Source organism: Shinella daejeonensis, from assembly GCF_024281235.1.
In the GTDB taxonomy this organism is placed as follows: Bacteria; Pseudomonadota; Alphaproteobacteria; order Rhizobiales; family Rhizobiaceae; genus Shinella; species Shinella daejeonensis.
Window position 1 is genome coordinate 53,458 of sequence record NZ_JAHWXY010000002.1, and the last position, 24,295, is coordinate 77,752.

The 24,295-nt window shown below is 64.5% G+C and carries 23 protein-coding genes and 1 riboswitch; of the genes, 11 read left to right on the plus strand and 12 right to left on the minus strand.

Annotation, left to right across the window (positions count from 1 at the left end; genetic code table 11):
- Position 1: 1 nt before the first annotated feature.
- Complete coding sequence (locus KYK29_RS06820) at positions 2-604, plus strand: dimethylsulfonioproprionate lyase family protein (protein WP_254690146.1); 603 nt, start codon at positions 2-4, stop codon at positions 602-604.
- A gap of 14 nt (positions 605-618) precedes the next feature.
- Here KYK29_RS06820 and thiD read toward each other — a convergent pair whose 3' ends face one another.
- The 8 genes from thiD to KYK29_RS06860 form a co-directional block, all read right to left on the minus strand.
- Positions 619-1,413 carry a bifunctional hydroxymethylpyrimidine kinase/phosphomethylpyrimidine kinase gene (gene thiD / locus KYK29_RS06825; RefSeq protein ID WP_254690147.1) on the minus strand — a complete coding sequence of 265 codons (795 nt, stop codon included), beginning with the start codon at positions 1,411-1,413 and terminating at the stop codon, positions 619-621.
- Positions 1,410-2,072 (minus strand): thiamine phosphate synthase, encoded by a 663-nt coding sequence (gene thiE, locus KYK29_RS06830; RefSeq protein ID WP_254690148.1) that lies wholly within the window; start codon positions 2,070-2,072, stop codon positions 1,410-1,412. Before thiE ends, thiD begins: the two co-directional genes overlap by 4 nt.
- Positions 2,059-2,811 (minus strand): hydroxyethylthiazole kinase, encoded by a 753-nt coding sequence (locus KYK29_RS06835; protein WP_254690149.1) that lies wholly within the window; start codon positions 2,809-2,811, stop codon positions 2,059-2,061. The genes thiE and KYK29_RS06835 overlap by 14 nt, the downstream gene beginning before the upstream one ends.
- Positions 2,808-3,758: an ABC transporter substrate-binding protein gene (locus KYK29_RS06840; RefSeq protein WP_254690150.1), complete on the minus strand. Its 951-nt coding sequence runs from the start codon at positions 3,756-3,758 to the stop codon at positions 2,808-2,810. Before KYK29_RS06840 ends, KYK29_RS06835 begins: the two co-directional genes overlap by 4 nt.
- 35 nt (positions 3,759-3,793) lie before the next feature.
- On the minus strand, positions 3,794-4,537 hold the full coding sequence (locus KYK29_RS06845) for an ABC transporter permease (RefSeq protein ID WP_254690151.1): 744 nt from the start codon (positions 4,535-4,537) through the stop codon (positions 3,794-3,796).
- A gap of 121 nt (positions 4,538-4,658) precedes the next feature.
- Positions 4,659-4,761, minus strand: a riboswitch (TPP riboswitch).
- 74 nt (positions 4,762-4,835) lie between these two features.
- Complete coding sequence (locus KYK29_RS06850) at positions 4,836-5,132, minus strand: AzlD family protein (RefSeq protein WP_254690152.1); 297 nt, start codon at positions 5,130-5,132, stop codon at positions 4,836-4,838.
- The gene (locus KYK29_RS06855; RefSeq protein ID WP_437437242.1) at positions 5,129-5,764 is read right to left on the minus strand and encodes an AzlC family ABC transporter permease; all 636 of its coding nucleotides are present in this window, start codon (positions 5,762-5,764) and stop codon (positions 5,129-5,131) included. Before KYK29_RS06855 ends, KYK29_RS06850 begins: the two co-directional genes overlap by 4 nt.
- Before the next feature lie 257 nt (positions 5,765-6,021).
- Positions 6,022-6,819 carry an IclR family transcriptional regulator gene (locus KYK29_RS06860; RefSeq protein ID WP_254690154.1) on the minus strand — a complete coding sequence of 266 codons (798 nt, stop codon included), beginning with the start codon at positions 6,817-6,819 and terminating at the stop codon, positions 6,022-6,024.
- A 351-nt stretch (positions 6,820-7,170) separates the two neighbouring features.
- Here KYK29_RS06860 and KYK29_RS06865 point away from each other — a divergent pair, with 351 nt between their 5' ends.
- Positions 7,171-8,316, plus strand: a complete 1,146-nt coding sequence (locus KYK29_RS06865) for an efflux RND transporter periplasmic adaptor subunit (protein ID WP_254690155.1) — start codon at positions 7,171-7,173, stop codon at positions 8,314-8,316.
- Between the two features lie 3 nt (positions 8,317-8,319).
- Positions 8,320-11,475, plus strand: coding sequence for an efflux RND transporter permease subunit (locus KYK29_RS06870; RefSeq protein WP_254690156.1), 3,156 nt, complete (start codon positions 8,320-8,322; stop codon positions 11,473-11,475).
- Positions 11,476-11,540: 65 nt separating this feature from the next.
- On the opposite strand, the gene KYK29_RS06875 is transcribed toward KYK29_RS06870, so the two are convergent.
- From KYK29_RS06875 to dapF, 4 genes are read right to left on the minus strand one after another with little or no spacing between them, the layout of a single operon-like run.
- Positions 11,541-12,182: a septation protein A gene (locus KYK29_RS06875; RefSeq protein WP_254690157.1), complete on the minus strand. Its 642-nt coding sequence runs from the start codon at positions 12,180-12,182 to the stop codon at positions 11,541-11,543.
- Entirely contained in the window at positions 12,179-13,654 is a 1,476-nt protein-coding gene (ftsY, locus tag KYK29_RS06880) for a signal recognition particle-docking protein FtsY (protein WP_254690158.1), read from the minus strand. Before ftsY ends, KYK29_RS06875 begins: the two co-directional genes overlap by 4 nt.
- A 13-nt stretch (positions 13,655-13,667) precedes the next feature.
- Positions 13,668-14,945: a tRNA (N(6)-L-threonylcarbamoyladenosine(37)-C(2))-methylthiotransferase MtaB gene (mtaB, locus tag KYK29_RS06885; RefSeq protein WP_254690159.1), complete on the minus strand. Its 1,278-nt coding sequence runs from the start codon at positions 14,943-14,945 to the stop codon at positions 13,668-13,670.
- Complete coding sequence (gene dapF / locus KYK29_RS06890) at positions 14,942-15,841, minus strand: diaminopimelate epimerase (RefSeq protein WP_254690160.1); 900 nt, start codon at positions 15,839-15,841, stop codon at positions 14,942-14,944. The genes mtaB and dapF overlap by 4 nt, the downstream gene beginning before the upstream one ends.
- 348 nt (positions 15,842-16,189) lie before the next feature.
- On the opposite strand from dapF, the gene ffh reads away from it, so the two are divergent.
- The 8 genes from ffh to KYK29_RS06930 all read left to right on the plus strand — a co-directional run bounded on the left by ffh (position 16,190) and on the right by KYK29_RS06930 (position 24,210).
- Positions 16,190-17,731, plus strand: coding sequence for a signal recognition particle protein (ffh, locus tag KYK29_RS06895; RefSeq protein WP_254690161.1), 1,542 nt, complete (start codon positions 16,190-16,192; stop codon positions 17,729-17,731).
- Between the two features lie 10 nt (positions 17,732-17,741).
- The gene (locus tag KYK29_RS06900) at positions 17,742-18,065 is read left to right on the plus strand and encodes a chorismate mutase (protein WP_254690162.1); all 324 of its coding nucleotides are present in this window, start codon (positions 17,742-17,744) and stop codon (positions 18,063-18,065) included.
- 36 nt (positions 18,066-18,101) lie between these two features.
- The gene (rpsP, locus tag KYK29_RS06905; protein ID WP_254690163.1) at positions 18,102-18,467 is read left to right on the plus strand and encodes a 30S ribosomal protein S16; all 366 of its coding nucleotides are present in this window, start codon (positions 18,102-18,104) and stop codon (positions 18,465-18,467) included.
- Between the two features lie 84 nt (positions 18,468-18,551).
- Entirely contained in the window at positions 18,552-19,124 is a 573-nt protein-coding gene (gene rimM, locus KYK29_RS06910) for a ribosome maturation factor RimM (RefSeq protein WP_254690164.1), read from the plus strand.
- 1 nt (position 19,125) lies between these two features.
- On the plus strand, positions 19,126-19,833 hold the full coding sequence (gene trmD / locus KYK29_RS06915) for a tRNA (guanosine(37)-N1)-methyltransferase TrmD (RefSeq protein ID WP_254690165.1): 708 nt from the start codon (positions 19,126-19,128) through the stop codon (positions 19,831-19,833).
- A 229-nt stretch (positions 19,834-20,062) separates the two neighbouring features.
- A complete protein-coding gene (rplS, locus tag KYK29_RS06920) occupies positions 20,063-20,590 on the plus strand; it encodes a 50S ribosomal protein L19 (RefSeq protein ID WP_254690166.1) in 528 nt (175 codons plus the stop codon).
- Between the two features lie 239 nt (positions 20,591-20,829).
- Positions 20,830-23,451, plus strand: a complete 2,622-nt coding sequence (locus KYK29_RS06925) for an FtsK/SpoIIIE family DNA translocase (RefSeq protein ID WP_254690167.1) — start codon at positions 20,830-20,832, stop codon at positions 23,449-23,451.
- Between the two features lie 99 nt (positions 23,452-23,550).
- Positions 23,551-24,210, plus strand: coding sequence for an outer membrane lipoprotein carrier protein LolA (locus tag KYK29_RS06930; RefSeq protein ID WP_254690168.1), 660 nt, complete (start codon positions 23,551-23,553; stop codon positions 24,208-24,210).
- The last annotated feature ends 85 nt before the right edge of the window (positions 24,211-24,295 follow it).

Below are 24,295 nucleotides of genomic sequence, written 5' to 3' on the forward strand. Positions count from 1 at the left end.
GATGGTTCGCAACGGCGCTTTGCAAGATTTCCTCGACGCGGCCTTCGCCGCTTATGACGATGCCGTCACGGACCCCGAGGGACGCCGGTCCGTGCAGCGGATCTTCGCTCTTCTCGAGACGCCGCAACCGGAGCGGCCGGAGATCGGCCGACGCGCGCCGGTCTGCGAGCATCTCGCCGGCGTCTTTGCCGGACGGACGGGACGGCCGCTGCTCGACGGCCTCGTCGAGCGGTTCGCACAGCTGGAGCCGCAGCTCGAATGGAAGCCGCGGCCGGATGACACCGGGACGGCGAGCGAAAACTTTTCCACGGGCCACGCCAATGCGATGATCGTCGGGCCGGGCGGTCTGGAAAATCGCAGGGACGCTTGGCTCGGCGTCACCCTGATGGCGCCGAATGTGCGCTATCCCGATCACGATCATGCGCCGGAAGAGACCTATCTCGTTTTGTCGGACAGCCAATTCATGCATGGCGATTCCGGATGGTTCTCGCCCGGCGTCGGCGGATCGTTCTACAATCCGCCGGGCATCCGGCATGCCATGCGGTCCGCAGACACGCCGCTTTTCGCCTTCTGGGCCTTGCTCCCCGACCGGCCGAGCCAATAGGCAAAAACAGCGGTTCACCACCAGCGATGGAAGTGGTGGACCGGGCCGCTCCCCTTTCCAATGGCGAGGGTTACGCCCGCGCGCAGGGCGGCGTGAACGTAATCCTTGGCCTGTCTGACGGCGTCGCCGAGTTCGAGGCCGCATGCAAGCCCGGCCGCTATGGCGGCCGAAAGCGTACAGCCCGTGCCATGGGTATGCGGCGTCGCGATACGGGGCGCGGCAAGCCGCGCCATGCCCTGTCCGTCGAAGAACAGATCGACGCTTTCGGAGCCGCTTCCATGGCCGCCCTTGAGCAGCACCGACGCGGCCCCCGCAGCAAGGAGCAACTCGCCCTGCCGCGCCATTTCCGCCTCATCGGCGGCAATCGGCGTCCCGGTGAGCAGGGCCGCCTCGGGCATGTTCGGCGTGACGATGGCGGCGAGCGGAAGAAGCTCCGCTTTCAGGGTCTCCACCGCGTCGGATTGCAGCAGCCGCGCGCCGGTGGTCGCCACCATCACCGGATCGAGGACCGGATGCACCCCGTAGCGGCGCAGCCGCTCCGCGATGATCTGGATCGTGTCGATACGCGAGACCATGCCGATCTTGACGCCGCCGACCGCCATATCGGCGTAGATCGCATCGATCTGGCCGGCAACCATGGCGGGCGAAACGTCCTCCACAGCGCAGACCCCTTGCGTGTTCTGCGCGGTCAGCGCGGTGATTGCGCTGGTTCCGAAGACGCCGAGCGCCGAGAAGGTCTTCAGGTCCGCCTGGATGCCGGCTCCGCCGCCGCTGTCGGAACCGGCGATGGTGAGGGCGATGGCTGTCATGGCCTGTCTCCGCCCAGCGCGCGGTCAACGGCAACGCGCAGGTTCCTCGTGGCGCTTTCCATGTCCTGCGACCGGAAAATACCGGCAATGACGGCGACGCCGTCGGCGCCGGCCTGCGCGATCGTCCCGGCCCGCGCCGCGTCGATACCGGCGATGGCGCCGACCGGCAGGTCGGGGCGGGCTGCGCGGATGCGCGCGCGAAGGCTGATGAAGCCGTCGATGCCGAGCGGCGCGTCCGGATTGTTCTTGGACAGTGTTTCGTAGACGCCGCCTATGCAGGCATAGTCGATCGGTGCGGCGATGGCGCGCTCGGCGTCCGCCGTATTCTTCACGGTCAGTCCGATGATCGCCTGCGGGCCGAGCAGGCTGCGGGCGGTTTCCGCCGCCATATCCTCCCGCCCGAGATGAACGCCGTCCGCACCGCTCGCCAGCGCCACGTCCACCCGGTCGTTGACGACGAATGGCACGCCGCTGCCGGCAAGCGCCTCGCGGATCGCCTGTGCCGTTTCGATCATCAGGCGGGTCGGCGCGTTCTTGTCGCGATATTGTATGATGGTCGCGCCATTGCGGGCGGCAAGCGAAGCCAGCGCCGGCAGCGCGCCGATATCCCGCAGGCTGCCGTCGACGATGGCGTTCAACCGGTAGTCAATCCTGTTCATTGCTGATCCTTGCATGAGCGATAAGGTCGGCGGGCGAAAGGTTCGCCAGCGCGTCAAGAAGGGCCGGCTGGAAGCTGCCGGGTCCCGTGGCGGAGCGGGCGGCGATCTCGCCGGCGACGCCCAGCACGGCGGCGGCCGCCGCCGCTGCGGTGAAGGCATTGCCTTCGATCGCCAGAAAGGCCGCGATGAGCGCCCCCGAAAGGCAACCCGTTCCCGTGACCTGGGCCATCAGGGGATGGCCGTTTTCCACGCGCAGGGCGGTTCCGTTCCAGGTGATCCGGTCGACCGATCCGGTGGTGACGGTGGCGATCCGTGCGGGGGCGGCGAGCAGTTCATGCTCGTCCCTGTTGACGCGAAGAACCGCCGGTTCCCGCGCCAGCAGTGCGCGGGCGAAGCCGGCACGGGAGGGGGAATAGTCGCAATGCGCGGGATCGAGCGACCATCGCCGCCCCTCCCGCGCCGCGGCGTCGAGCGCCACCCCGATCGCCTGACGGCGGCCGGCGTCGAGCGTGCCGAGATTGACAACGAGCGCATCGGCCTTGTGCACGAAGGCGGCGACCTCTTCGGCAGCGCTTGTCATGGAGGGGACCGCGCCGAGCGCCGTCAGCCCGTCGGCCACGAACTTCTGGACGACGGTGTTCATCAGGCAATGCACGCGCGGCCGGCGCGCGCGCAGATCGTCGAGCAGGCCGGCGGCGAGTGCGGGGAGCGTGGCTGGATCGGCATGAAGAGCGGTCATGGCAGTTCCACCGCGATATCTTCGACCTGCGGGGCCGTTTCGATCAGGCCGCTTTCGGCCATGAAGGCGGCAAAACGGGCGTAACGGGCATGATCAAGCGCCGCCGGCCGTTTTGCGAAACGGGGCAGGGTGTCGCTCCAGGCCTGCCGGTTCAGTTCGTTGTCGAGATCGGGGTAGGCTTCCACGAACAGTTTCCAGCTTTCATCGGGATGATTGGTCAGATGGATCGCTCCCTGTTCGACGGCGGCAAGAAAGCGCTTCAGACGGTCGTCCGGCAGGAGGTCGGGTCTGGCGATGAAGATCAGTTCGTCATAGACCGGGACGCCGTTTTCCTCCGGGAAAAAGGCATGGCCTTCGTGACCCTCCAGGCGCATTTGCGTCAGTTCGAAATTGCGGAAGCCGCCGATGGTGGCGTCGACCTTGCCGGCGATCAAGGAGGGGGAGAGGGCGAAGTTGACATTGACGAGTTCGACGCTCTCCCGCGGCACGCCGGCTTCGGCCAGCATCCTGCCGAGCATGGCGTCCTCGAAGCCGGAGACCGAGAAGCCGATGCGCTTTCCGGCGAGATCCGCGATCGATTTCACGGGGCCGTCCGCAAGGACCATCAGGGTATTGAGCGGCGTCTCGACCAATGTGCCGAAGCGTTTGAGCGGTACGCCGGCGGCGTGATCGAGATAGAGGTTCGGCTGGTAGTGGATGCCGATATCCACCTGGCCCGCGGCTACCGCGCGCGGCACCATGGACGGGTCGGCCGGGGGCAGCAGTTCGACGTCGAGACCCTGCTGTGCGAAGAACCCGAGCTTGTCGGCGACGACCAGCGGGGCGTGGTCCGGGTTCACGAACCATTCGAGCATGACGGTGAGCTTTTCCCGTTCCGGCGTCTCGGCGCGGGCGGGTGTGACGAGCGAAAAGCCCGTCAGAAGGGCGACAAGGAGGAGGCGTATCATCAGGATTCCCATTTCTTTGAGGGGTTTGAGAAAAGTCATCGTTCCTGCATCCAGGGCGTGAGGAGGGGGGCGAGCGCATCTATCGCGTGGCGAAGAACAAGCGTGAGGGCTGCAAGCACCGTCATCGCGGCGAAGACGGTGTCGGTCTGCATGCGGGCATTGGCCTGGACCATCACGAAGCCGAGCCCGGCCGAAGCTCCGACCCATTCGCCGACCACCGCGCCGAGCGGCGCAAGGGGGGCGGCGACGCGCAGGCCGGAAACCAGTCCGGGCAGGGCAAGCGGCAGGCGGACATGCCGCAGCGTCTGCCAGTGTGTCGCGGTGGTCATGGCGGTGGCGTCGAGCAGGTCGGGTTCGATGCGCCGCAATCCGTCCGAAAAGGCGGAGGCCACGGGAAAGAAGATGATGAGCGTCGTCATCGCCACCTTGGAGGCCATGCCGAAACCGAACCAGACCACGAGCAAAGGCGCCAGGACGAAGACCGGGAAGGCCTGCATCACCAGCACCAGCGGCCAGATCGCCCGGCCGAAGCGGGGCAATGCGACGGTGGCGATCGCCGTGGCGATGCCGAGCAGGCTGCCGATGGTAAAGCCGACGGCAATCTCCCCGAGCGTCACCAACGCATTGCCGGCGAGGAAGCGCCACTGGCGGATGAGTGCGGCAAACACCTCAAGCGGCGCCGGCAGGATGTAGCGTGGCGGTTCGAGCGTCAGGATCAGCCCCTGCCAGACGACAAGCAGGATTGCGACCGTCCGCAGCGCGGCGCGGAAAAACGGCATGGGACGTTCGCCTAGATGCGCGATCCGGACGAGGGCTTCATGGCGGCAGGAAAGATAAACATGGCGATCTCCAAACGACTGGCAAGGAGATCCGGTAAGCGCGGTAGAGGGAATTCTGGTCCTTGGACCCTTGTTCCGTTCCTACGCCGGTATGACCCGGATCAGGTTCAAGGGTTCGGCTCGTCGCCATCTCAGCACCGTTCGGTGCGCCCCTCGGAAGTGCGCTCACTATGCAGCAAAGCATTTGCCAGTCAAGCCACGCCTGTGGATTGGCGCTGGCCGCAACGACGGGCCGTCGTCAGCCGAGATTGCGCAGGATGCCGGCGGAGACGATTGCCACGAGGACGGTCGGCAGCAGGGACAGGCGGGTGGCGGCGATGGTGGTGATGACAAGCGCGATCAGGTCTGCCGGATGACCACTGACGAACTGCGGCGCGATGATGGTGATCAGAACGCAGCCCGGCGCGCTTTCCAGCACTGTCGTCAGCCGCGGGCTGAGGGTGCGGTTGCGCAGGAACAGATAGCCGCCGACGCGCGTCAGATAGGTGACGATCGCCATCGCGAGGATGGTCGCAAGGTTGAGAGGGTCTATCATGCCGGTCTCGCGAGCACAAAGGCGGCGAGCACGCCGGAGAGGGCGCCCGCCGGCACATACCAGGCGCCGGGAATGAAGACATAGGTCAGTGCGGCCACGACGAGGCTCACCAGCCAGGGCCGTGCGGCTGCCGGCCCCTTCCACATGCCGGCGAGCATGACGAGGAAGACCGCCGGAAAAGCCATGTCGAAACCGAACCGGGTGACATCGCCGAGAATGGGACCTGCCAGCGCTCCCACCGTCGTGAAGACCACCCAGCAGATATAGAAGCCGAAAGCCATTGCGAAATAATAGGGCATCGACAGCCGGCCGGTCCGGCGCGCATCGGCAAGGCCGAGAGCCCAGCTCTCGTCGCACATGACGAACAGCGCCGTGAAGGCCTGGCGCCTCGGCAGGTGCCGGATCAGGGGCGCGAAAGCCGCACCCATCAGCAGGTGCCGGCTGTTGACGAGGAAGGTGATCGCGACGATGAGCAGCAGATGCGGCGGCGATGTCCAGAGCTGGACTGCGGCAAATTCCGAACCGCCGCCGAAATTGAGGCCCGTCATCAGCGGAACCTCGGCGACACTGAACCCCTTCTGCGCCGCTTGCGAACCGAGAACCAGCGCGAAGGGAATGAAGCCGAGCATCATCGGCAGCGCCGCCTTCAGCCCGCGCCAGCTTTCCGAACCGCGCCAGGCGAAGCGCAGGCTCGGCGACTTGGCCGCCACCTCACTCGCATCCGGGTCTTTGGTCGCTGTTTCCATGGGATATCAACATTCCTTTGGCAGATTGAACGGGTGACACCCGGCTTGATGATGAGGATGTGGCCCGGTTTCGGGGCCGTTTGACGGCGTGCATGGAGGCGATCAGCAAGCGGCAGCAGCCTTTCAGGCTGGACTATGACTGATCAGCGGAGCGGAACATCAGCAAGAGAGGTTGCTTGCCCGTGGGTGCCGGACGCAGACGCGACAGCTCCGATTTTGTCTTCTATCCTGTCACGGCAGTTTCGCAAGCCTGCGAAAATGGCGTCTTCTCGTCTTTCGACCCGAATCGTCGGCAGAACGACCGCCAGGGAATAAAGGCCCAGATGAGTACACAAGGGCACGGCGAAGCTACAGACGCCGGCGAAGAAGTTCGATGTATCCCGGGCAATGTCCTTTTCGCGGTAGATGGCTTCCAATTCATGCGAGACGTCGGTTTCCGACATATATTCCGAAAGTATCTGTTTGGCCCGTTCGGGCGGCAATTCAGCTATAATCGAGCGGCCGGCCGCGAGTTGATGAGCCGGGACCGGAGCCGTGCCTAAAGGGAAGACGACGCGTAGCGGCTGTTCAGCAATACAGCGATCGATCGCCGCGAGATTACGGCCGGCCAACGCGCAAAGCGCTACGGTCTCTCCCAGTTCACCGCATAGTTGCTCGAGCAGAGGGCGCACCTCGGACACGATGTCGGCTTGCCGGCGATAGACGAGTTCCGAAAGCATGGGGCCAAGACGGAAGCCATGCCCCTGTGCCGAAAGCTCGACAAAGCCTTCAGCCTCCAGCGATTGCATGATTCGCTGCACCGTCGAGCGCGCCAGTCCGACCCTTTTGGCAATCGAAGCCAGGCTTAATCCGTCGGGATGGTCGCCGAGTTGGCGCAGGATCGCGGCGGCGCGCGCAATGACCTGGATCCCGATGGTTCTGTCACTTTCAACGGCCATCATACAGTCCTCGCACGCTTGGATGTTCGGTGTGCATTGACATTTCCGCTCCCATTCTCATATTATGATACAGTGTACCGCGATGCGGTCAATCTCAGCGTTGTCTTTATCATCCCTCCCGGGCATGCGCCTAGGTCGAATTCTTCGAGGTTCGGTGTCCCCCGTGAAATGCTGCCAGTTCCACTGTGGACCGTCGGATACTGCTTGTCTCCGGGTTCATCGCGCTTCGCCGATCGGGATCTCCGACCCGAACCGGTCCCGCTTTGTTTTCAACATTGACCGGCGCAGCCATTTGTGCGGCACTCGGATGCTGCCGCTTTTTCGTATTTTTTCAAACGCCCTATGAGGGATCCCATGCCAAGAAGCTTCAGAAAAGGGGCGATTTTCGCCTCGGCCATTTTTGCAACGGTCGGCCTCCTGCCGGTCGTGTCCGTCGCCCAGCAGCCTCTGCCGACGGTCTCCGTCATGACGGCGACGCCGACGGATTTCACGTCGACGGCCCGCCTTCCGGGTCGCGTCAAGGCATCGACCATCGCCGAGGTGCGGCCTCAGGTTTCCGGCATTCTGGAGACGCGTCTTTTCGAGGAGGGCGCCACCGTCGAAGCCGGCGCCGTGCTCTACCAGATCGAAAGCGTCACCTATCGCGCTGCGGTCGCGGCAGCCGTGGCGGCGGTCTCGCAGGCGCAGGCCAACTATGATCTGGCGGTCATCGAGGCGGAGCGCGCACAGAGCCTTTTCTCCTCCAACACCGGCACGGCCGCCAATCGGGACAAGGCCGTCGCGACGCAAAGCGCGGCCGAGGCGGCGTTGCAAATGGCCAAAGCCCAATTGAGCAGCGCCGAAATCGAGCTTGACCGCACGACCGTTCGTGCGCCCATCGCCGGGGTGATCGGTCTGTCCCAGACGACGACGGGGGCCCTGGTCAGCGCCTTGCAGGCCACCGCGCTGACGACGATCCGCACGCTGGATCCGATTTATGTCGACGTAACGCTGTCGGCAAACGACCTTCTCGACTGGAGCGCGTCGCAGGAGCAGCGCGAGGCCATGAAACATTCCAGCGCGACCATGTTCCTGCCCAACCGGCAGGTCTTCGAGGCGAAAGGCGAGATCAAGGCGGCGGAGCCGCAGGTCGAGCCGACCACCGGCATGGTGACCCTGCGCATCAGTTTCCCGAACGCCGACCACCGATTGCTTCCCGGTCTTTACGTCGAGGTCGAATTGCCGACGAGCGTGACGGAGGGCGCGGTTCTGGTGCCGCAGAACGCGGTGATGCGCGATGCAAGCGGCGCCGCCAGCGTGTGGATCGTCGAGGACGGCAAGATCGCCGTCCGGGAACTGACCATCGTCACCTCCGAGGGCAACCGCTGGGTCACGACGGGCGGCCTGAAGGGCGGTGAATCCATCGTGGTATCCGGTTTCCAGAAGGCTGCGCCCGGGGCCGAGGTCCAGGTCCAGGCCACCGGGGAGAACTTGCAAGCCGCGCCGGGCGAGGGTAATTGAATCATGGCCCGCTTTTTTATCGACCGCCCCATCTTCGCATGGGTTATCGCGATCATCATCATGGGGCTGGGTGTTCTGTCGATCACCCGCCTGCCGGTCTCGCAATATCCCTCCATCGCCGGTCCCTCGATCGTCATCGGGGCGACCTATCCCGGCGCATCGGCGGAAACCGTTGCGGACACGGTCGTCCAGATCGTCGAGAAGGAGATGACCGGCCTCGACGGGCTGCGCTACATCGACTCGTCGACGACGTCGACCGGACGCGCGACCGTGACGCTGACCTTCGCCATCGGCACCGATCCCGACATCGCGCAGGTGCAAGTGCAGAACAAGCTGGCGCAGGCCGAAGCAAGCCTTCCCGCGGATGTGACCCGGCAGGGTGTGACGGTCGAGAAATCCGCGACCGGCTTTCTCATGGTCATCGGCCTCGTCTCCGACGACGGCGCGCGCAGCAATATCGATCTGGCCGATTATCTGAGTTCGTACATGGTCGAGCCGGTTTCGCGGCTTACCGGCGTCGGTAAGGTCGAGGTGTTCGGATCCGAATACTCCATGCGGATCTGGCTCGACCCGCTGAAACTGAAATATTACGACCTTTCTCCCAGTGTCGTCGTCAACGCGATCTCCGCGCAGAACGCCCAGATTTCGGCCGGCTCCTTCGGCGCTATGCCCGCGCCTCCCGGCCAGCTTCTGAACGCGACGATCACCGCCCAATCCCTGCTCAAGACGCCGGAGGATTTCGAAAGCATCGTGCTGCGCGCCGATACCGATGGCGGAATGGTTCTTCTGCGCGATGTGGCACGGGCCGAACTCGGCACGGAAAACTACGAAATCTCGTCCTTCTTCAACGGCAAGCCTGCCTCAGGCATGGCCATTCAGCTCGCATCGGGCGCGAATGCGCTCGAAACCGCCAATCTCGTCAAGGCGAAGATCGAAGACCTGTCCGCAAGCTTTCCTGCCGGTATCAGCTACGTCGTTCCCTATGATACGACGCCCTTCGTGCTGCTGTCGATCGAGGCTGTTATCTATACGCTGATCGAGGCCATCGTCCTGGTGTTCCTCGTCATGCTGGTCTTTCTGCATAATTTCCGGGCGACGCTTATTCCCACGCTTGCGGTTCCCGTCGTCCTTCTGGGCACGTTCGGGATCATGGCGGCGCTTGGTTTCTCGATCAATACGCTGACGATGCTCGCCATGGTGCTGGCGATCGGCCTCTTGGTCGATGACGCGATCGTCGTCGTCGAGAATGTCGAGCGGATCATGCAGGAGGAGCATCTCAGTCCGGTCGAGGCGACGCGCAAGTCGATGGACGAGATCTCCGGCGCGCTGGTGGGCATCGGCATCGTGGTTTCGGCGGTTTTCGTACCCATGGCCTTCTTCGGCGGCTCGACCGGCGAAATGTACAAGCAGTTCGCCGTCACCATCGTCTCGGCCATGGGGCTTTCCGTTCTTGTCGCGCTGATCTTCACCCCGGCGCTTTGCGCAACCATGTTGAAGCCGCATTCTCACGCGCCGCGCAAGGGCATGCTGGCGCGGCTGGGCGGCGCGTTCAGCGCCGGCTTCGAATCGCGCTTCGGTCGTATCGTCGAGAGCTATGGCGGATTGGTCCGGCGCGTGACGGCAGGGCCGCTGCGGATGCTTGTCGTTTACGGCCTGATCGTTGCGGGCATGCTGGCGCTTTATCAGAGCACGCCGACGTCGTTCCTGCCGGACGAAGACCAGGGGGCGCTGCTGACGATCGTACAGTTGCCTTCCGGCGCGACGGCGGAACAAACGCGCGAGGTGCTGAAACAGGTCGAGGCCTATTACACCACGGCCGAAGCCCGCAATGTCGAATCCGTCTTCTCCGTCCTGGGCTTCTCGTTTTCCGGGCAGGGCCAGAACATGGCGATGATGTTCGTCAAGCTGAAGGATTGGGGATTGCGGACCGCGCCGGAGGATTCCGCCGAAGCCATTGCCGAACGCGCCTTCGGGCCGCTGATGGGGGGCATCAAGGAGGCCATCGTCGTGCCCATCGTGCCGCCCGCCGTCATGGAGCTTGGCACCTCGAACGGCTTTACGGCCTATCTTCAGGCAAATACCGGCCAGAGCCATGAAGAACTGCTTGCGGCCCGTAATATGCTTCTGGGGCTTGCCGCACAGGACTCCCGCCTGACCGGCGTGCGCCCGAGCGGCGTCGAGGACGCGTCGCAGTTCCGCATCAATATCGACTGGGCGAAAGCCGGGGCGGTCGGCGTAACGGCAGCGGATGTCGGCGCCTTCCTCAGGACGGTCTGGTCCAGTTCCTACGTGAACGACTTCCTCTATGAGGGCCGCATCAAGCGGGTCTATGTCCAGGGCGAGCCCTGGGCGCGGACGACGCCGGAAGACCTGAACCTCTGGCGAATCCAGAATGCGAATGGCGCCTTCGTCGATTTCTCGACCTTCGCAACCCAGGAGTGGGTCTACGGGCCGCAACAGGTCAGCCGCTACAACGCCTTGCCGGCGATGAAGATCGAAGGTTCGGCCGCCGACGGATACACGTCGGGCGATGCGATCGCCGTCATGGAAGAACTGTCGCAGAAGCTGCCGCCGGGCTTCACGTTGCAATGGACCGGCATGTCGCTTGAGGAAAAGGAAGCGGGAGCTGGAGCGTTGCTGCTCTACGGACTGGCTTTCGCGACGGTTTTCCTCTGCCTTGCCGCGCTTTATGAAAGCTGGTCGATCCCGATCGCCGTCATTCTGGCCATGCCGGTGGGCATCCTCGGAGCGTTGATCGGCGCGTGGGTCGGCGGCCAGTCGAACGGCGTCTATTTCCAGGTGGGGATGCTCGCCGTGGTCGGCCTGACCGGCAAGAACGGCATCATGATCGTCGAATTTGCCCGCGAGCGCATGACGACATTGGGCGAAACGGCGCTGGAGGCGGTGCGGCAATCCGCCAGGCAGCGTTTTCGACCCATCCTGATGACGTCGCTGGCCTTCGGCCTTGGCGTCACGCCCCTCGTCCTTTCGACGGGCGCGGGCGCAGGCGCGCGCACGGCGATCGGCTATGCGACGCTGTTCGGCACGATCACGGGCACGGTACTGGCGATCTTTTTCGTCCCGGTATTTTTCGTCCTGATCACGCGCCTCCTGTCAAAGCCGAAGGCGTCTCCGGAAAGTCAGCATGTTCAAAGCTGACGTCCGGCCGTATTCCTGCGGCTCGAAAAGATCCGGTGCAGCGCGAAGACGCTGCCCGGATCTTTTCAGGACGCCTCGCCCTCTTCGACGGGTTCGATGGAATGGCGCATGATCAGCGGCATTTGCGAAAGGGTGAAGAGGATCGTGATGGGCATGGTGCCCCAGACCTTGAAGGCGACCCAGAAGTCCGTCGAGAACATGCGCCAGATCACTTCGTTCAGCACCGCGAGGAAGAGGAAGAACAGGCCCCAGCGCAGCGTCAGCTTGCGCCAGCCCTCGTCCGTCAGCTTGAAGGCGGCGTGGAACACGTAGCCGAGCAGCGACTTGCCGAACAGCAGGCCGCCAAGCAGGATTGCGCCGAACAGCGTGTTGACGATGGTCGGTTTCATCTTGATGAAGGTGTCGTTCTGTAGCCAGAGCGTCAGTGCGCCGAAGACGAAGACGACGATGCCGGAGATCAGCGGCATCATCGGCAAGGTGCGCGTCAGCGTCCAGGAGACGACAAGCGCAATGGCGGTCGCCGCCATGAAGAGACCGGTCGCGATGAAGATCGGCCCGCCCATTCCGGCCAGGACCGGAAAGTGCGACGCCAGCCATTCGCCGCGCGAATTGGCGAAGAAGAAGACGACGAGGGGGCCAAGCTCCAGCGTCATCTTCAAAAGGGGACTGATCTTCTCGCCGCCTTCGGCCGGCGCTGCATTGCTCATTGTGCGACTCCTGCGATCGCTTCCGCGAAATCCTGGGCCTCGAAGGGTTCGAGATCGTCGATCCCTTCGCCGACGCCGATGAAATAGACGGGCAGCTTGTGCTTCGCCGCGATGGCCACAAGGATGCCGCCACGGGCCGTACCGTCCAATTTTGTCATGATCAGGCCCGAGACACCCGCCACATTGCGGAAAATCTCGACCTGGTTCATCGCGTTCTGGCCGGTCGTGGCGTCGAGCGTCTGGAGGACGGTATGCGGCGCGTCCGGATCGAGCTTGCCGAGCACGCGGACGATCTTTTCCAGTTCGGCCATCAACTCCGTCTTGTTTTGCAGTCGGCCGGCGGTGTCGACGATCAGCACATCGCTCTTCTTCAGCTTCGCCTGCTCGTAGGCCTCATAGGCAAGGCCGGCCGCATCCGCGCCGAGCTTCGAGGCAACGATATCGGAACCGGTGCGCTCCGCCCAGATCTTCAACTGTTCGATGGCGGCGGCGCGGAAAGTGTCGCCGGCGGCAAGCATGACCTTCAGCCCTGCGCCTGAAAGTTTCGCCGCGAGCTTGCCGATCGTCGTCGTCTTGCCCGTGCCGTTGACGCCGACGACCAGAATGACGTGCGGCTTGTGCGCAAGGTCGAGTTCGAGCGGTCTGGCGACGGGAGCGAGGACCCTGGTGATCTCGTTCGCCATGATGCGCGAGACGTCGGAGCCGGTGACGTCCTTGCCATAGCGTTCGGCGGCCAGCGTGTCGGTGATGCGCAATGCGGTCTCGACGCCGAGGTCGGCCTGAATCAGCAGATCCTCCAGGTCCTGAAGCGTCTCGTCATCGAGCTTGCGCTTGGTGAAGAGGCTGGCGATCTGGCCGGTGAGCTGTGAGGAGGTGCGTGAAAGCCCCTGGCGCAAACGCTGGAACCAGGTGGTTTTCTGCTGGGGCAGGGGAGCATCGGTGACGGCTTCCGCCTCGACCGCCGCAAAGCCTTTCGGCAGGACGGGGGCGGGCGTGTCCGCTTCGCGGCGGATCGTCTCGTGCAGAACGGGGTCGTCCGCTTCGGCAGGCAGGGCCTCTTCGACCGGCATGACCTCGTCTTCCGGCTCGGCGATCTCTTCCGTCGTCGCAGTTGTCGCTGTCTCCGCCTCGGTAACTTCCACGACCGGTGCGGGAGCCTCCGCATCATCTTCGGGGCTGCCGGCCGTCTCTGTTTCGACCGGCGGTTCCGGGGCATGCGGCAGCGGATAGATATCCGGTTCGACTTCCGGTGGCACGTGGTGGCCGGCTTCCGGATTGGCAGCCTCCGCCTCGTCGAGCAGCGTATCGCGTTCGCCGTCGTTGACCGGCCCGGCTGTTTCCATGGCCTGCTCAGGAGCCTCTTCGGCCACCTGCGGCTCGATGGCCGGCGTTTCCGGCTGTACCTCCGGTTTCTGCTCGGGGGCGGTGTCTTTTCCGAAGGTGAAGATCTTCTTGATGAAGCCAAGGGCCATGAGATGCTGTCCGCTAGTTGCTCGGGAGGGCGGCGTCAGGCCGCATCGTCAGGTGACGGCCATTGTGGCCGGTGATGGTCACCGGCACAAGCTCGCGGGGTCTGAGGCCCGCCGCATCGACGAGCGTGAAGTTTTCCGTATGCGCCAGACCGTTGTTCTCGACGAGGATCGTTTCCTGGTTCCCGACCATCCGGTCGAGGTGGATCGTGTGCAGCCGGTTGCCCGTGTCACGCAGCCGGGCGGCGCGTTCCTTGACAAGGGTCCGGTCGAGTTGCGGCATGCGCGCGGCCGGCGTGCCGGGTCGTGGGCTGTAGGGAAAGACGTGCAGATGGGCGATGCCGCAATCCTCCGCGTGCCGCGTCGCATTGGCGAACATCTCCTCCGTTTCCGTCGGGAAACCGGCGATCATGTCCGCCCCGAAGCTCACCTCCGGGCGCAAGCGCCGCACGCGCTGGCAGAAGGCGCGCGCATCGGCGCTCGAATGCCGCCGCTTCATCCGCTTGAGGATCAGGTCGTCGCCGTGCTGGAGCGAGAGATGCAGATGCGGCATGAAGCGCGGCTCGTCGGCGATCAGGTCCCAGAGATGGTCGTCGGCCTCGATGCTGTCGATCGAGGACAGGCGGAGCCGCCGGATTTCAGGCACCTGCCTCAGCAGGGTCCTGGCAAGATAGCCGAGGCTCGGCCTGCCCGGCAGATCCGCGCCGTAGCTGGTGGCGTCGACGCCGGTCAGCACGATCTCGCAATAGCCGCTTTCGGTCAGCTTCCGGGCCTGATCCACCACCGCGCCCATCGGCACGGAGCGGGAATTGCCGCGGCCGTAGGGGATGATGCAGAAGGTGCAGCGATGATCGCAGCCGTTTTGGACCTGCACGAAGGCGCGGACATGGCCATCGATCAGCCGCACCATCTGCGGCGCGGTCTCGCGTACGCTCATGATGTCGTTGACGCGCAGCTTCTCTTCCGCCGACACGCCGAAATCCGGCAGCGCGCGATAGGAGGTGCTCTTCAGCTTCTCCTCGTTGCCGAGGACGGCGTCGACTTCGGGCATGCCGGCGAAGGTGGCGCTTTCCGTCTGCGCGGCGCAGCCGGTGACGATGATGCGGGCGTGCGGATTGTTGCGGCGTGCGCGGCGGATCGCCTGACGCGCCTGCCGGACGGCCTCGCCCGTCACGGCACAGGTGTTCACCAGCACGGCGTTGTTGAGCCCCGCCTTTTCGGCCTCGGCGCGCATCACTTCCGATTCGTAGGTGTTGAGCCGGCAGCCGAAGGTTATGACCGTAACGCCGCTCAAAGGGCGGAGGCTCCGCCGTCATCGCGACGGAAGACCCCGGTCGCGGGATCGAGCGTGCCGGACCATTCCCATTCGGCAGGACCGGTCATGATGACATGGTCGTCGTCGCGCCATTCGATCCGCAGCGTGCCGCGTCCCGGGCTGCTGGCGACGGTGACCGTCACCTCGCGCCCGGTGCGTCCCGTGCGGGCGCCGCTGACGGCGGCGGCGCAGGCGGCGGAACCGCAGGCGAGCGTCAGCCCCGCGCCGCGTTCCCAGGTCCGCGTGGTCATCGACGTGTTCGACGTGACCTGCGCCAGCGTTATATTCGCCTTTTCGGGGAATATCGGATGGTTTTCGAGCAGCGGCCCGAAGCGGTCGAGGTCAAGCCCCATGGGATCCCGGTCGACCCAGAAGATCGCATGCGGATTGCCCATGGACAAGACGGCCGGCGAATGCAGCACCGGCGCATCGATCGGTCCGATCTGCAATTCGATGCGGCTCGTGTCGAAGAATTCCTCGGCAAGCGGGATGCGGTTCCATTCGAAGACCGGCTTGCCCATATCGACGGAAATCGTGCCGTCCGAATGCTCCACGGCATTGAGAATGCCGGCGACGGTCTGGAAGGTGAAGGCCTGCTTGTCGGTCTCGGCGGCCAGTGCCTGTACCACGCAGCGGGTGCCGTTGCCGCAGGCCTGCGCCCTGGAGCCGTCGCAATTGAGAATGTCGATAAAGGCGTCGGTACCGTCGATCCTGGGATCGTGGACCGCCATGATCTGGTCGAAGCGGGTGGCTGGATCGCCGTTCAGCGCCACGGCGGCGGCCGGCGTCACGGCATCGTCGCGGCCGCGCATGTCCACGACGAGGATCATGTTTCCCAGCCCGTTCATGCGGGCGAACTGTGCGTCTGCTGCCATGTCGGATGTTCCGTTCGAGACCCCCTGCGGGAGCCTTGCGTTCCTGCGCGTATCCGGCGCAAGTGTTCCTGCGCGTATATGGCGCAAATGGGCCGGAATTACCAGACAAGAGAGGCGCGAAAGACTCCGTTCCTTGACTTTCCGCTTCCTTTCCTGTTTAAGCCGCGCATCTGCGACAAGTAACGATGCTTGAAGCCGCCGACCGGGACCCGAATGGTATAAACAGATCCCGGAGGTCAACACCCGACAGCGCGATGCGCCCTCGGGTGCTTTTTGGCTTTGCGTCTTGTATTTGTCGCCGGTTGCACCGACGTTTCCGTCAGGCACGGAAACAAGAAGGAAGATGTGATGTTTGAAACGCTCCAGGACCGCCTTGGCTCCATTCTGAATGGGCTGACAGGCCGCGGCGCGCTTTCCGAGGCGGATGTCTCGGCGGCGCTGCGCGAGGTCCGCCGTGCGTTGCTCGAAGCGGACGTGGCGCTGGAAGTCGTGCGTTCCTTCACCGATGCGGTGCGCGAGAAGGCCGTCGGCGCGGAGATCCTGAAGTCGATCAAGCCCGGCCAGATGGTCGTGAAGATCGTGCATGACGAACTTGTCGCCATGCTCGGCTCCGAGGGCGTGTCGATCGATCTCAACGCGCCGGCTCCCGTCGTCGTCATGATGGTCGGCCTCCAGGGGTCCGGCAAGACGACCACCTCCGGCAAGATCGCCAACCGCCTTTCGACGCGTGACAAGAAGAAGGTCCTGATGGCCTCGCTCGACACGCGCCGCCCGGCCGCCCAGGAGCAGCTTCGCCAGCTCGGGCAGCAGACCGGCATCGATACGCTGCCGATCATCGCCGGCCAGTCTCCGACGGATATCGCCGCGCGCGCCGTGCAGGCCGCGAAACTCGGCGGCCATGACGTCGTCATCCTCGACACCGCCGGCCGCACCCATATCGATGAGCCGCTGATGATCGAGATGGCGGAGATCAAGCGGAAGTCCAATCCGCATGAGATCCTGCTCGTCGCCGATGCGCTGACCGGTCAGGATGCCGTCAACCTTGCCCGCAACTTCGACGACCGCGTCGGCATCACCGGCCTCGTGCTCACCCGCATGGACGGCGACGGGCGCGGGGGCGCGGCCCTTTCGATGCGCGCCGTCACCGGCAAGCCGATCAAGCTGATCGGCGTCGGCGAGAAGATGAGCGAGCTGGAGGAGTTCCATCCCCGCCGCGTCGCCGATCGCATCCTCGGCATGGGCGACATCGTCTCGCTCGTCGAGAAGGCGGCGGAGAATATCGACGCCGAAAAGGCAGCCGCCATGGCCGCCAGGATGGCCAAGGGCAAATTCGACCTCAACGATCTTGCCGACCAGTTGCGCCAGATGCAGAAGATGGGCGGCATGGGCGGAATCATGGGGCTGATACCCGGCATGGCGGGCATGAAGGACAAGATGGCTGCCGCCGGTCTCGACGACAGGATCTTCAGGCGGCAGCTTGCCATCATCTCCTCGATGACCAGGGCCGAGCGCGCCAATCCGGATATCCTGAAGCATTCCCGCAAGAAGCGCATCGCCGCCGGCTCCGGTACGGATGCCTCCGACATCAACAAGCTTCTGAAGATGCACCGTCAGATGGCGGACATGATGAAGGCGATGGGCGGCAAGAAGGGCGGCGGGATGATGAAGCAGATGATGGGCGGCCTTGCCGGCAAGATGGGTCTTGGCGGCGGCATGGGCGGCATGCCGGATCTCGGCAAGATGGACCCGGGGGAACTCGAGGCGCTGGCAAGGCAGGCGGAAGCAGCCGGCATCAAGCCGGGCGGCCTTCCGGGCCTCGGCGGCAGCGGTCTTCCCGGGCTCGGCGGCGGACGCCTGCCGGGGCTGCCCGGCCTGCCCAGGAAGAAGTGAGGGAACACGCGTGACGGTCGACCCGCAAGTCCGACAGCAACTCGTCCAGTACCGGCAGTCGATCGACAATATCGACGCCGCTCTCGTCCATATGCTCGCCGAGCGCTTCCGCTGCACCAAGGCGGTGGGCGTTCTTAAGGCGACGCATGAATTGCCGCCGGCCGATCCGGCGCGCGAGGAATACCAGATCGAACGGCTTCGCACGCTTGCGAAGGACGCCAATCTGGATCCGGATTTCGCGGAGAAGTTCCTGAACTTCATCATCCGCGAGGTGATCCGGCATCATGAAGCCATAGCCGCCGATTTCAGCGGTGCAAACCACACGCCCGCCTGAGAAGGGCGGGACCATCACATCCAAGGAGAAAAAATCATGGCACTGAAAATTCGTCTCGCCCGCGGCGGCTCCAAGAAGCGTCCCTATTACCAGATCGTCGTCGCCGACGTCCGCAGCCCGCGCGACGGCCGCTTCCTCGATCGCCTCGGTTCCTGGAACCCGATGCTGGCCAAGGATGACGCAAACCGCGTGCAGCTCGACGCCGAGCGCGCCAAGGAATGGCTGGCCAAGGGCGCGCAGCCGACCGATCGTGTCGCCCGTTTCCTGGATGCCGCCGGTGTCCTGAAGCGTGATGTCCGCAGCAATCCGGACAAGGCCAAGCCCGGCAAGAAGGCTCTGGAGCGCGCCGCCGAGAAGAAGCAGAAGGCCGAAGACGCCGCTGCTGCCGCCGCTGCCGAATAATCGGACGTCGCAACCGAATTCGGGGCGGGCGGCGTGTCTCATGCCGCCCGCTTTCGTTTGATCGAGGCAGGGAACGCAGCGACCATGGAAAAACTGGAAAATCCTGTGCTGTTGGGAACGATCGGCGCCGCGCAGGGTCTGCGTGGCGAGGTGCGGGTGAAATCCTATACCGTCGATCCGACCTGGCTCGGCGATTACGGCAATCTCCATTCCGCCGATGGCCGGGTCTTCGAGGTGCTGGAAATCCGTGAAGCGAAGAATGTGGTCGTCGTCCGCTTCCGCGGCGTCAACGACCGCACGGCCGCCGAGGCGCTGAACGGCCTCGACCTCTTCATCGAAAGGGACAATCTGCCCGACGAGGAACTGGACGACGACGAGTTCTATTATACGGACCTGGAAGGGCTGGAAGTCTTCGACGCGGCGGGCCGCAGCTACGGGGCGGTATCGGGCGTCTTCGACTTCGGCGCAGGCGATCTTCTGGAATTGAAGGGACCGGGCCGGCGTCCCGTCCTCATCCCGTTTTCGGAAGCCGCCGTCCTGGAGATCGATCTGGAGGCGGGACGTCTCCTGATCGACCCGATTGCCGCCGGTCTCGACGAGACGGAGGACGATGGCCCCGGCAGCCGTCGCCGCCATCCTCCCGAAGGGGAGAAATGACGTGGCTTTTCGCGCCACCGTCCTCACGCTTTACCCGGAGATGTTTCCGGGCTTTCTCGGCCAGTCGCTGTCCGGCAAGGCGCTGGCCCGGGGCGACTGGACACTCGACTGCGTACAGATTCGCGATTTCGCCACCGACCGGCATCGTACCGTTGACGATACGCCCGCCGGGGGCGGGGCGGGGATGGTGCTGAAGCCCGACGTGCTGGCGCGGGCGATCGATTACGCCGGGACCGGTTCCTCCGGTAAGGAAGACCGGCGTCCGCGCCTGCTGATGAGCCCGCGGGGCAAGCCGCTGACGCAGGCGCGCGTGCGGGAGCTTGCCGCCGGTGAAGGCATCCTGGTGGTCTGCGGCCGTTTCGAAGGCGTGGACCAGCGGGTGATCGACGGACGGGCGCTGGAGGAGGTCTCCATCGGCGACTACATTCTATCCGGCGGCGAGCCGGCGGCGATGGTGCTTCTCGACGCTATTGTACGCATCCTGCCGGGCGTCATGGGCAATGTGTTGTCCGGAGCGCATGAAAGCTTCGAAAACGGGCTTCTGGAGCATCCGCACTATACCCGGCCGCAGCTCTGGGAGGGTCGTGAAATTCCCGCCGTGCTCACGTCGGGCCATCATGGGGAAATCGGGAAATGGCGGCAGGCGGAGGCCGAGCGGCTGACCCGTGAACGCCGGCCCGATCTCGTCGAGCCGTCCGGAAAGACGTGACGGACGGATGGGTGAAAATCGTGTCGTGCAGGCTGAATTTCACCGAGAAGGGATGACAAGGCGGCGCGTTTGGTGTAAACGCCCGCACGGATTGGGATTATCCCGCCGACCTGTAATCAAAGAATGGCGAAACCGCTCCCGCCCGGACAGGGCGAAACCTTAGAGGCCGAGGCCGAAAGGTGTTTGTCGAGCGCTCTGGTCGTTTCAGAAGAACGAGAAGGTTAAACCGATGAACATCATCCAGCAGCTCGAGGCCGAACAGGCCGCCAAGATCGCCGCCAAGCGCACGCTTCCGGAATTTTCCGCCGGCGATACGCTTCGCGTCAACGTGCGCGTCACGGAAGGTAGCCGGACCCGTATCCAGGCTTATGAAGGCGTCTGCATCGCCCGTTCGGGCGGCGGCATCAACGAGAACTTCACGGTTCGCAAGATTTCCTATGGCGAAGGCGTCGAGCGCGTCTTCCCGGTCTATTCGCCGCTCGTTGAAAGCGTCGAGATCGTCCGCCGCGGCAAGGTCCGCCGCGCCAAGCTCTACTACCTGCGCAACCTGCGCGGCAAGGCTGCCCGCATCACCGAAAACACCGGTACGCGCGCCCGCAAGCTGAACGACGCCGAACGCGCGGCGATCGCCGAGGAAAAGGCCCGCATCGAAGCGGAAAAGATTGCCGCCGCCCAGGCACTGGCCGCCGAAAAGGCCGCCGCCGAGGCTGCGGAAGCCGCAGAAGCTGCAAAGACTCAGGAAGCCGCCGCGGAATAAGCGATTTCTTGCGATCGGGCCGCCTGTCTCTTGTCAGATAGGCGGGATCGACAGGATGCAGACGGGTTCGTCCACATGCCTGGGCCGGGGTTTTCCCCGGCCTTTGGCGTTTCAGGGCAGGGGGCTTCTCATGGTTAACACGGCTTTAAGGCTTGCCTCGTAGGTTTGGAGGAACGGGACATCGCCCGCGAATCGCGGACGGTGCGGAATTGCGACCGTATCGGATACAGGCTGGAACCATGAGCAGAAGCATGTCGGCAGGACTGGACAATCGCCAGGACCGCTTTGTCCTTTCGGCGTTCATGTGGCGGCAATTGCAGATCCTGCTCGGGCTGGCGGTCTTTCTTGCCCTTGGCCTCGCGGTGGTCGCGCTTTCCACCTGGAACGTCAACGATCCCAGCCTCTCCTATGCGACCGGCGGCGTGCCGGCCAATCTGCTCGGCTATCCCGGTTCGATCTTCGCCGATCTCTTCATGCAGTTCTTCGGTCTTGCAAGCGTCGTGGCGTTTCTGCCGATCATCGCCTGGGGGCTGGCGCTGGTTGCGGGCCGGCGCTTCAGCCGTGTACCGCAGCGCGCCGCCGCGTGGTTCGGCGGCGCCATCTTCGCCTCCGCGGCGCTGAGCTGCGCGCCGGCACCCGTCACCTGGCCGCTGCCGACCGGTCTCGGGGGCGTCTTCGGCGACATGATCCTGCGTTTTCCAGCGCTTTTCACCGGCGCTTATCCGACCGGGACGCTCGCCGCCATTCTCGGCACGCTCGCAGCGCTTCCGGCCGCCAGCCTGCTGCTGTTCAGTGCCGGTCTGATCGGCGGTACAACGCTCGATGATGACGAAACACCTGCGTCTCGCCCGTCTCCCGCCAGCAATGGGCCGGCGGAGGAGAGCGAGGACGAGGACGACCGGGAAGGCCCGCTCACGCTTCTGGCCGGTGCGGCCACCCACGCGTGGTTTACGGGACAGGCCCGTGTGCGTCGCCTGTTCGGCCTTGGCAGGTCGCGTCGCAGGGCGCGCGATATCGAGCAGCCTTACGATTTCAACGAGGATGAGTTCGGAACGCTGAACGAACCCGTCCGCGCGCGCGTCGAGCCCTCGCTCGACGGGGATCGCCGCGTCGTGACGCCGCCGCCGATGGCGGCGGATGACGACCTGCCTTTCGATCTCGACGATGAATTCCGCTCCCGGCCGGACGGTATCCTGCCGGATGACGACGACGACCCCGCCGCCGACTGGGCGCCGCGCCGCGCTCCGGCGCGCGACGGTCCCCGTGTCGCCGCCAGTGGTCGCACTCGCCCCGGCAAGCGCAGCGAGCGCGAGGCGCAGGCCTCCTTCCTCGGCAAGGAAGGTTTTCAACTGCCCTCCATCCACTTTCTGGCGGAGCCGAAGGGACAGGTGCGCGATGCGACGCTTTCGGCCGATGCGCTGGAACAGAACGCCCGCATGCTGGAAGGGGTTCTGGAAGACTTCGGCGTGCGCGGCGAGATCATCCATGTCCGTCCGGGGCCGGTGGTGACACTTTACGAACTGGAGCCCGCCCCGGGAATCAAATCCTCCCGCGTCATCGGCCTTGCCGAGGACATCGCCCGATCGATGAGCGCGATCGCCGCGCGCGTGGCGGTCGTGCCCGGACGCAACGCGATCGGTATCGAATTGCCCAACCAGGGGCGCGAAACGGTCTACCTGCGCGAGCTGATCGCCAGCCGCGATTTCGAGGCGAGCAAGGCGCGTCTCGCCATGGCGCTCGGCAAGACGATCGGCGGCGATCCGGTCATCACAGATATCGCCAAGATGCCGCACCTGCTTGTCGCCGGCACCACCGGCTCGGGCAAGTCCGTCGCCATCAACACGATGATCCTGTCGCTGCTCTACCGCATGACGCCGGAACAGTGCCGCCTCATCATGATCGATCCGAAGATGCTGGAGCTTTCCGTCTATGACGGCATTCCGCATCTGCTTTCCCCCGTCGTCACCGATCCGAAGAAGGCCGTCGTCGCGCTGAAGTGGACGGTGCGGGAGATGGAGGAGCGCTACAAGAAGATGTCGAAGATCGGCGTGCGCAATATCGACGGCTTCAACAGCCGCGTCGAGCAGGCGCTTGCCAAGGGCGAGACGATCGCCCGCACCGTTCAGACCGGCTTCGATCGCCAGACCGGCGAAGCGATCTATGAGACGGAAGAGTTCGACTTGCAGCCCATGCCCTATATCGTCGTCATCATCGACGAGATGGCCGACCTGATGATGGTCGCCGGCAAGGACATCGAAGGGGCGGTGCAGCGGCTCGCCCAGATGGCGCGGGCGGCGGGGATCCACGTCATCATGGCGACGCAGCGTCCTTCGGTCGACGTCATCACCGGTACGATCAAGGCGAACTTCCCGACGCGCATCTCCTTCCAGGTGACCTCGAAGATCGACAGCCGCACCATCCTCGGCGAGCAGGGGGCCGAGCAGCTTCTCGGCATGGGCGACATGCTCTACATGGCCGGCGGCGGCCGCATCCAGCGTGTCCATGGCCCCTTTGTTTCCGATGGCGAGGTCGAGGCGGTCGTCGCCCATCTCAAGACGCAGGGCGCGCCGCAGTATCTGGAGGCGATCACGGAGGACGACGACGAGGACGAGGACGGCGGCGGACCGGCCGGGACCGGCAACCTAGAGGATTCCGACGATCCTTACGATCAGGCGGTGGCGGTCGTCTTGCGTGACGGCAAGGCCTCCACGTCCTATATCCAGCGCCGTCTCGGCATCGGCTACAACCGCGCCGCCTCGCTGATCGAGCGGATGGAGCAGGAGGGGATCATCAGTCCCGCCAACCATGCCGGCAAACGCGAGATCCTCGTGCCGACGGAAGACGAGATTTCCGCCCGATGAGCCGGGTCACCCTTACGGGACTTCGCGGGCGTTGACGGCCGTGCGCGCCATGATCGCGCCGCCTTTGGCCGACATGAAAGGACGATGAAGGAGACCGACATGATGCCAACCGAAACAGCCCGGCCGGACGTCCGGATCACGCGCCGCGGCTTTACGGGCCTGATCGCCCTCGTGCTTGCGACGGGCGTGACGGGAGCGATGCCGGGCGCGGCCGCCGCACAGGCGGGTGCTGCGGCGCAGAAGATCGCGGACCATTTCGCCTCGGTGAAGACCATGATGGGCGAATTCGTGCAGTTCGGGCCGCGTGGCGAGCAGACCGGCGGCAAGTTCTATATCAGCCGTCCGGGAAAAATCCGTTTCAACTACGAGGAGCCTTCGCCGATGCGCGTCATCGCCGATGGCAAGTCCGTGGTGATCGGCAATCGCAAGCTCAAGACATGGGACATCTATCCGCTGTCCAAGACGCCTCTCAACCTGCTGCTCAGCGAGCGCATCGACCTTTCGACCCGCATGGTGCGCGACGTCCGGGAAGAGGCGGACCTCACCACCATCGTGCTTGGCGACAGGAGCATATTTGGCGATTCCACCATTACGATGATGTTCGATCCGAAGACCTACGACCTGCGCCAGTGGACCATCACCGACGCGCAGGGCAAGGATACCTCCGTCATGATCTTCAATGTCCAGACGGGCGTCCACCTCGACGACAAGGTTTTCGCCATTCCCTATGCGGAAGTGCGCAATCGCGGCTTGAAATGATGTATCGCCGAAGCGCTGCCTTTGCCTGTCGTCCCCCCATGCGCTAAGAGGCCCCGACCGGCAGCGTGAGTCGGGCTTCTGGGGG

Bases quoted from the DNA above. Each gene is read 5' to 3' on its own strand.
- KYK29_RS06820 (WP_254690146.1), top strand. From the start codon at position 2: ATGGTTCGCAACGGCGCTTTGCAAGATTTCCTCGACGCGGCCTTCGCC.
- thiD (WP_254690147.1), bottom strand. From the start codon at position 1,413: ATGACAGCCATCGCCCTCACCATCGCCGGTTCCGACAGCGGCGGCGGA.
- thiE (WP_254690148.1), bottom strand. From the start codon at position 2,072: ATGAACAGGATTGACTACCGGTTGAACGCCATCGTCGACGGCAGCCTG.
- KYK29_RS06835 (WP_254690149.1), bottom strand. From the start codon at position 2,811: ATGACCGCTCTTCATGCCGATCCAGCCACGCTCCCCGCACTCGCCGCC.
- KYK29_RS06840 (WP_254690150.1), bottom strand. From the start codon at position 3,758: ATGATACGCCTCCTCCTTGTCGCCCTTCTGACGGGCTTTTCGCTCGTC.
- KYK29_RS06845 (WP_254690151.1), bottom strand. From the start codon at position 4,537: ATGCCGTTTTTCCGCGCCGCGCTGCGGACGGTCGCAATCCTGCTTGTC.
- KYK29_RS06850 (WP_254690152.1), bottom strand. From the start codon at position 5,132: ATGATAGACCCTCTCAACCTTGCGACCATCCTCGCGATGGCGATCGTC.
- KYK29_RS06855 (WP_437437242.1), bottom strand. From the start codon at position 5,764: ATGATGCTCGGCTTCATTCCCTTCGCGCTGGTTCTCGGTTCGCAAGCG.
- KYK29_RS06860 (WP_254690154.1), bottom strand. From the start codon at position 6,819: ATGATGGCCGTTGAAAGTGACAGAACCATCGGGATCCAGGTCATTGCG.
- KYK29_RS06865 (WP_254690155.1), top strand. From the start codon at position 7,171: ATGCCAAGAAGCTTCAGAAAAGGGGCGATTTTCGCCTCGGCCATTTTT.
- KYK29_RS06870 (WP_254690156.1), top strand. From the start codon at position 8,320: ATGGCCCGCTTTTTTATCGACCGCCCCATCTTCGCATGGGTTATCGCG.
- KYK29_RS06875 (WP_254690157.1), bottom strand. From the start codon at position 12,182: ATGAGCAATGCAGCGCCGGCCGAAGGCGGCGAGAAGATCAGTCCCCTT.
- ftsY (WP_254690158.1), bottom strand. From the start codon at position 13,654: ATGGCCCTTGGCTTCATCAAGAAGATCTTCACCTTCGGAAAAGACACC.
- dapF (WP_254690160.1), bottom strand. From the start codon at position 15,841: ATGGCAGCAGACGCACAGTTCGCCCGCATGAACGGGCTGGGAAACATG.
- ffh (WP_254690161.1), top strand. From the start codon at position 16,190: ATGTTTGAAACGCTCCAGGACCGCCTTGGCTCCATTCTGAATGGGCTG.
- rpsP (WP_254690163.1), top strand. From the start codon at position 18,102: ATGGCACTGAAAATTCGTCTCGCCCGCGGCGGCTCCAAGAAGCGTCCC.
- rimM (WP_254690164.1), top strand. From the start codon at position 18,552: ATGGAAAAACTGGAAAATCCTGTGCTGTTGGGAACGATCGGCGCCGCG.
- rplS (WP_254690166.1), top strand. From the start codon at position 20,063: ATGAACATCATCCAGCAGCTCGAGGCCGAACAGGCCGCCAAGATCGCC.
- KYK29_RS06925 (WP_254690167.1), top strand. From the start codon at position 20,830: ATGAGCAGAAGCATGTCGGCAGGACTGGACAATCGCCAGGACCGCTTT.
- KYK29_RS06930 (WP_254690168.1), top strand. From the start codon at position 23,551: ATGATGCCAACCGAAACAGCCCGGCCGGACGTCCGGATCACGCGCCGC.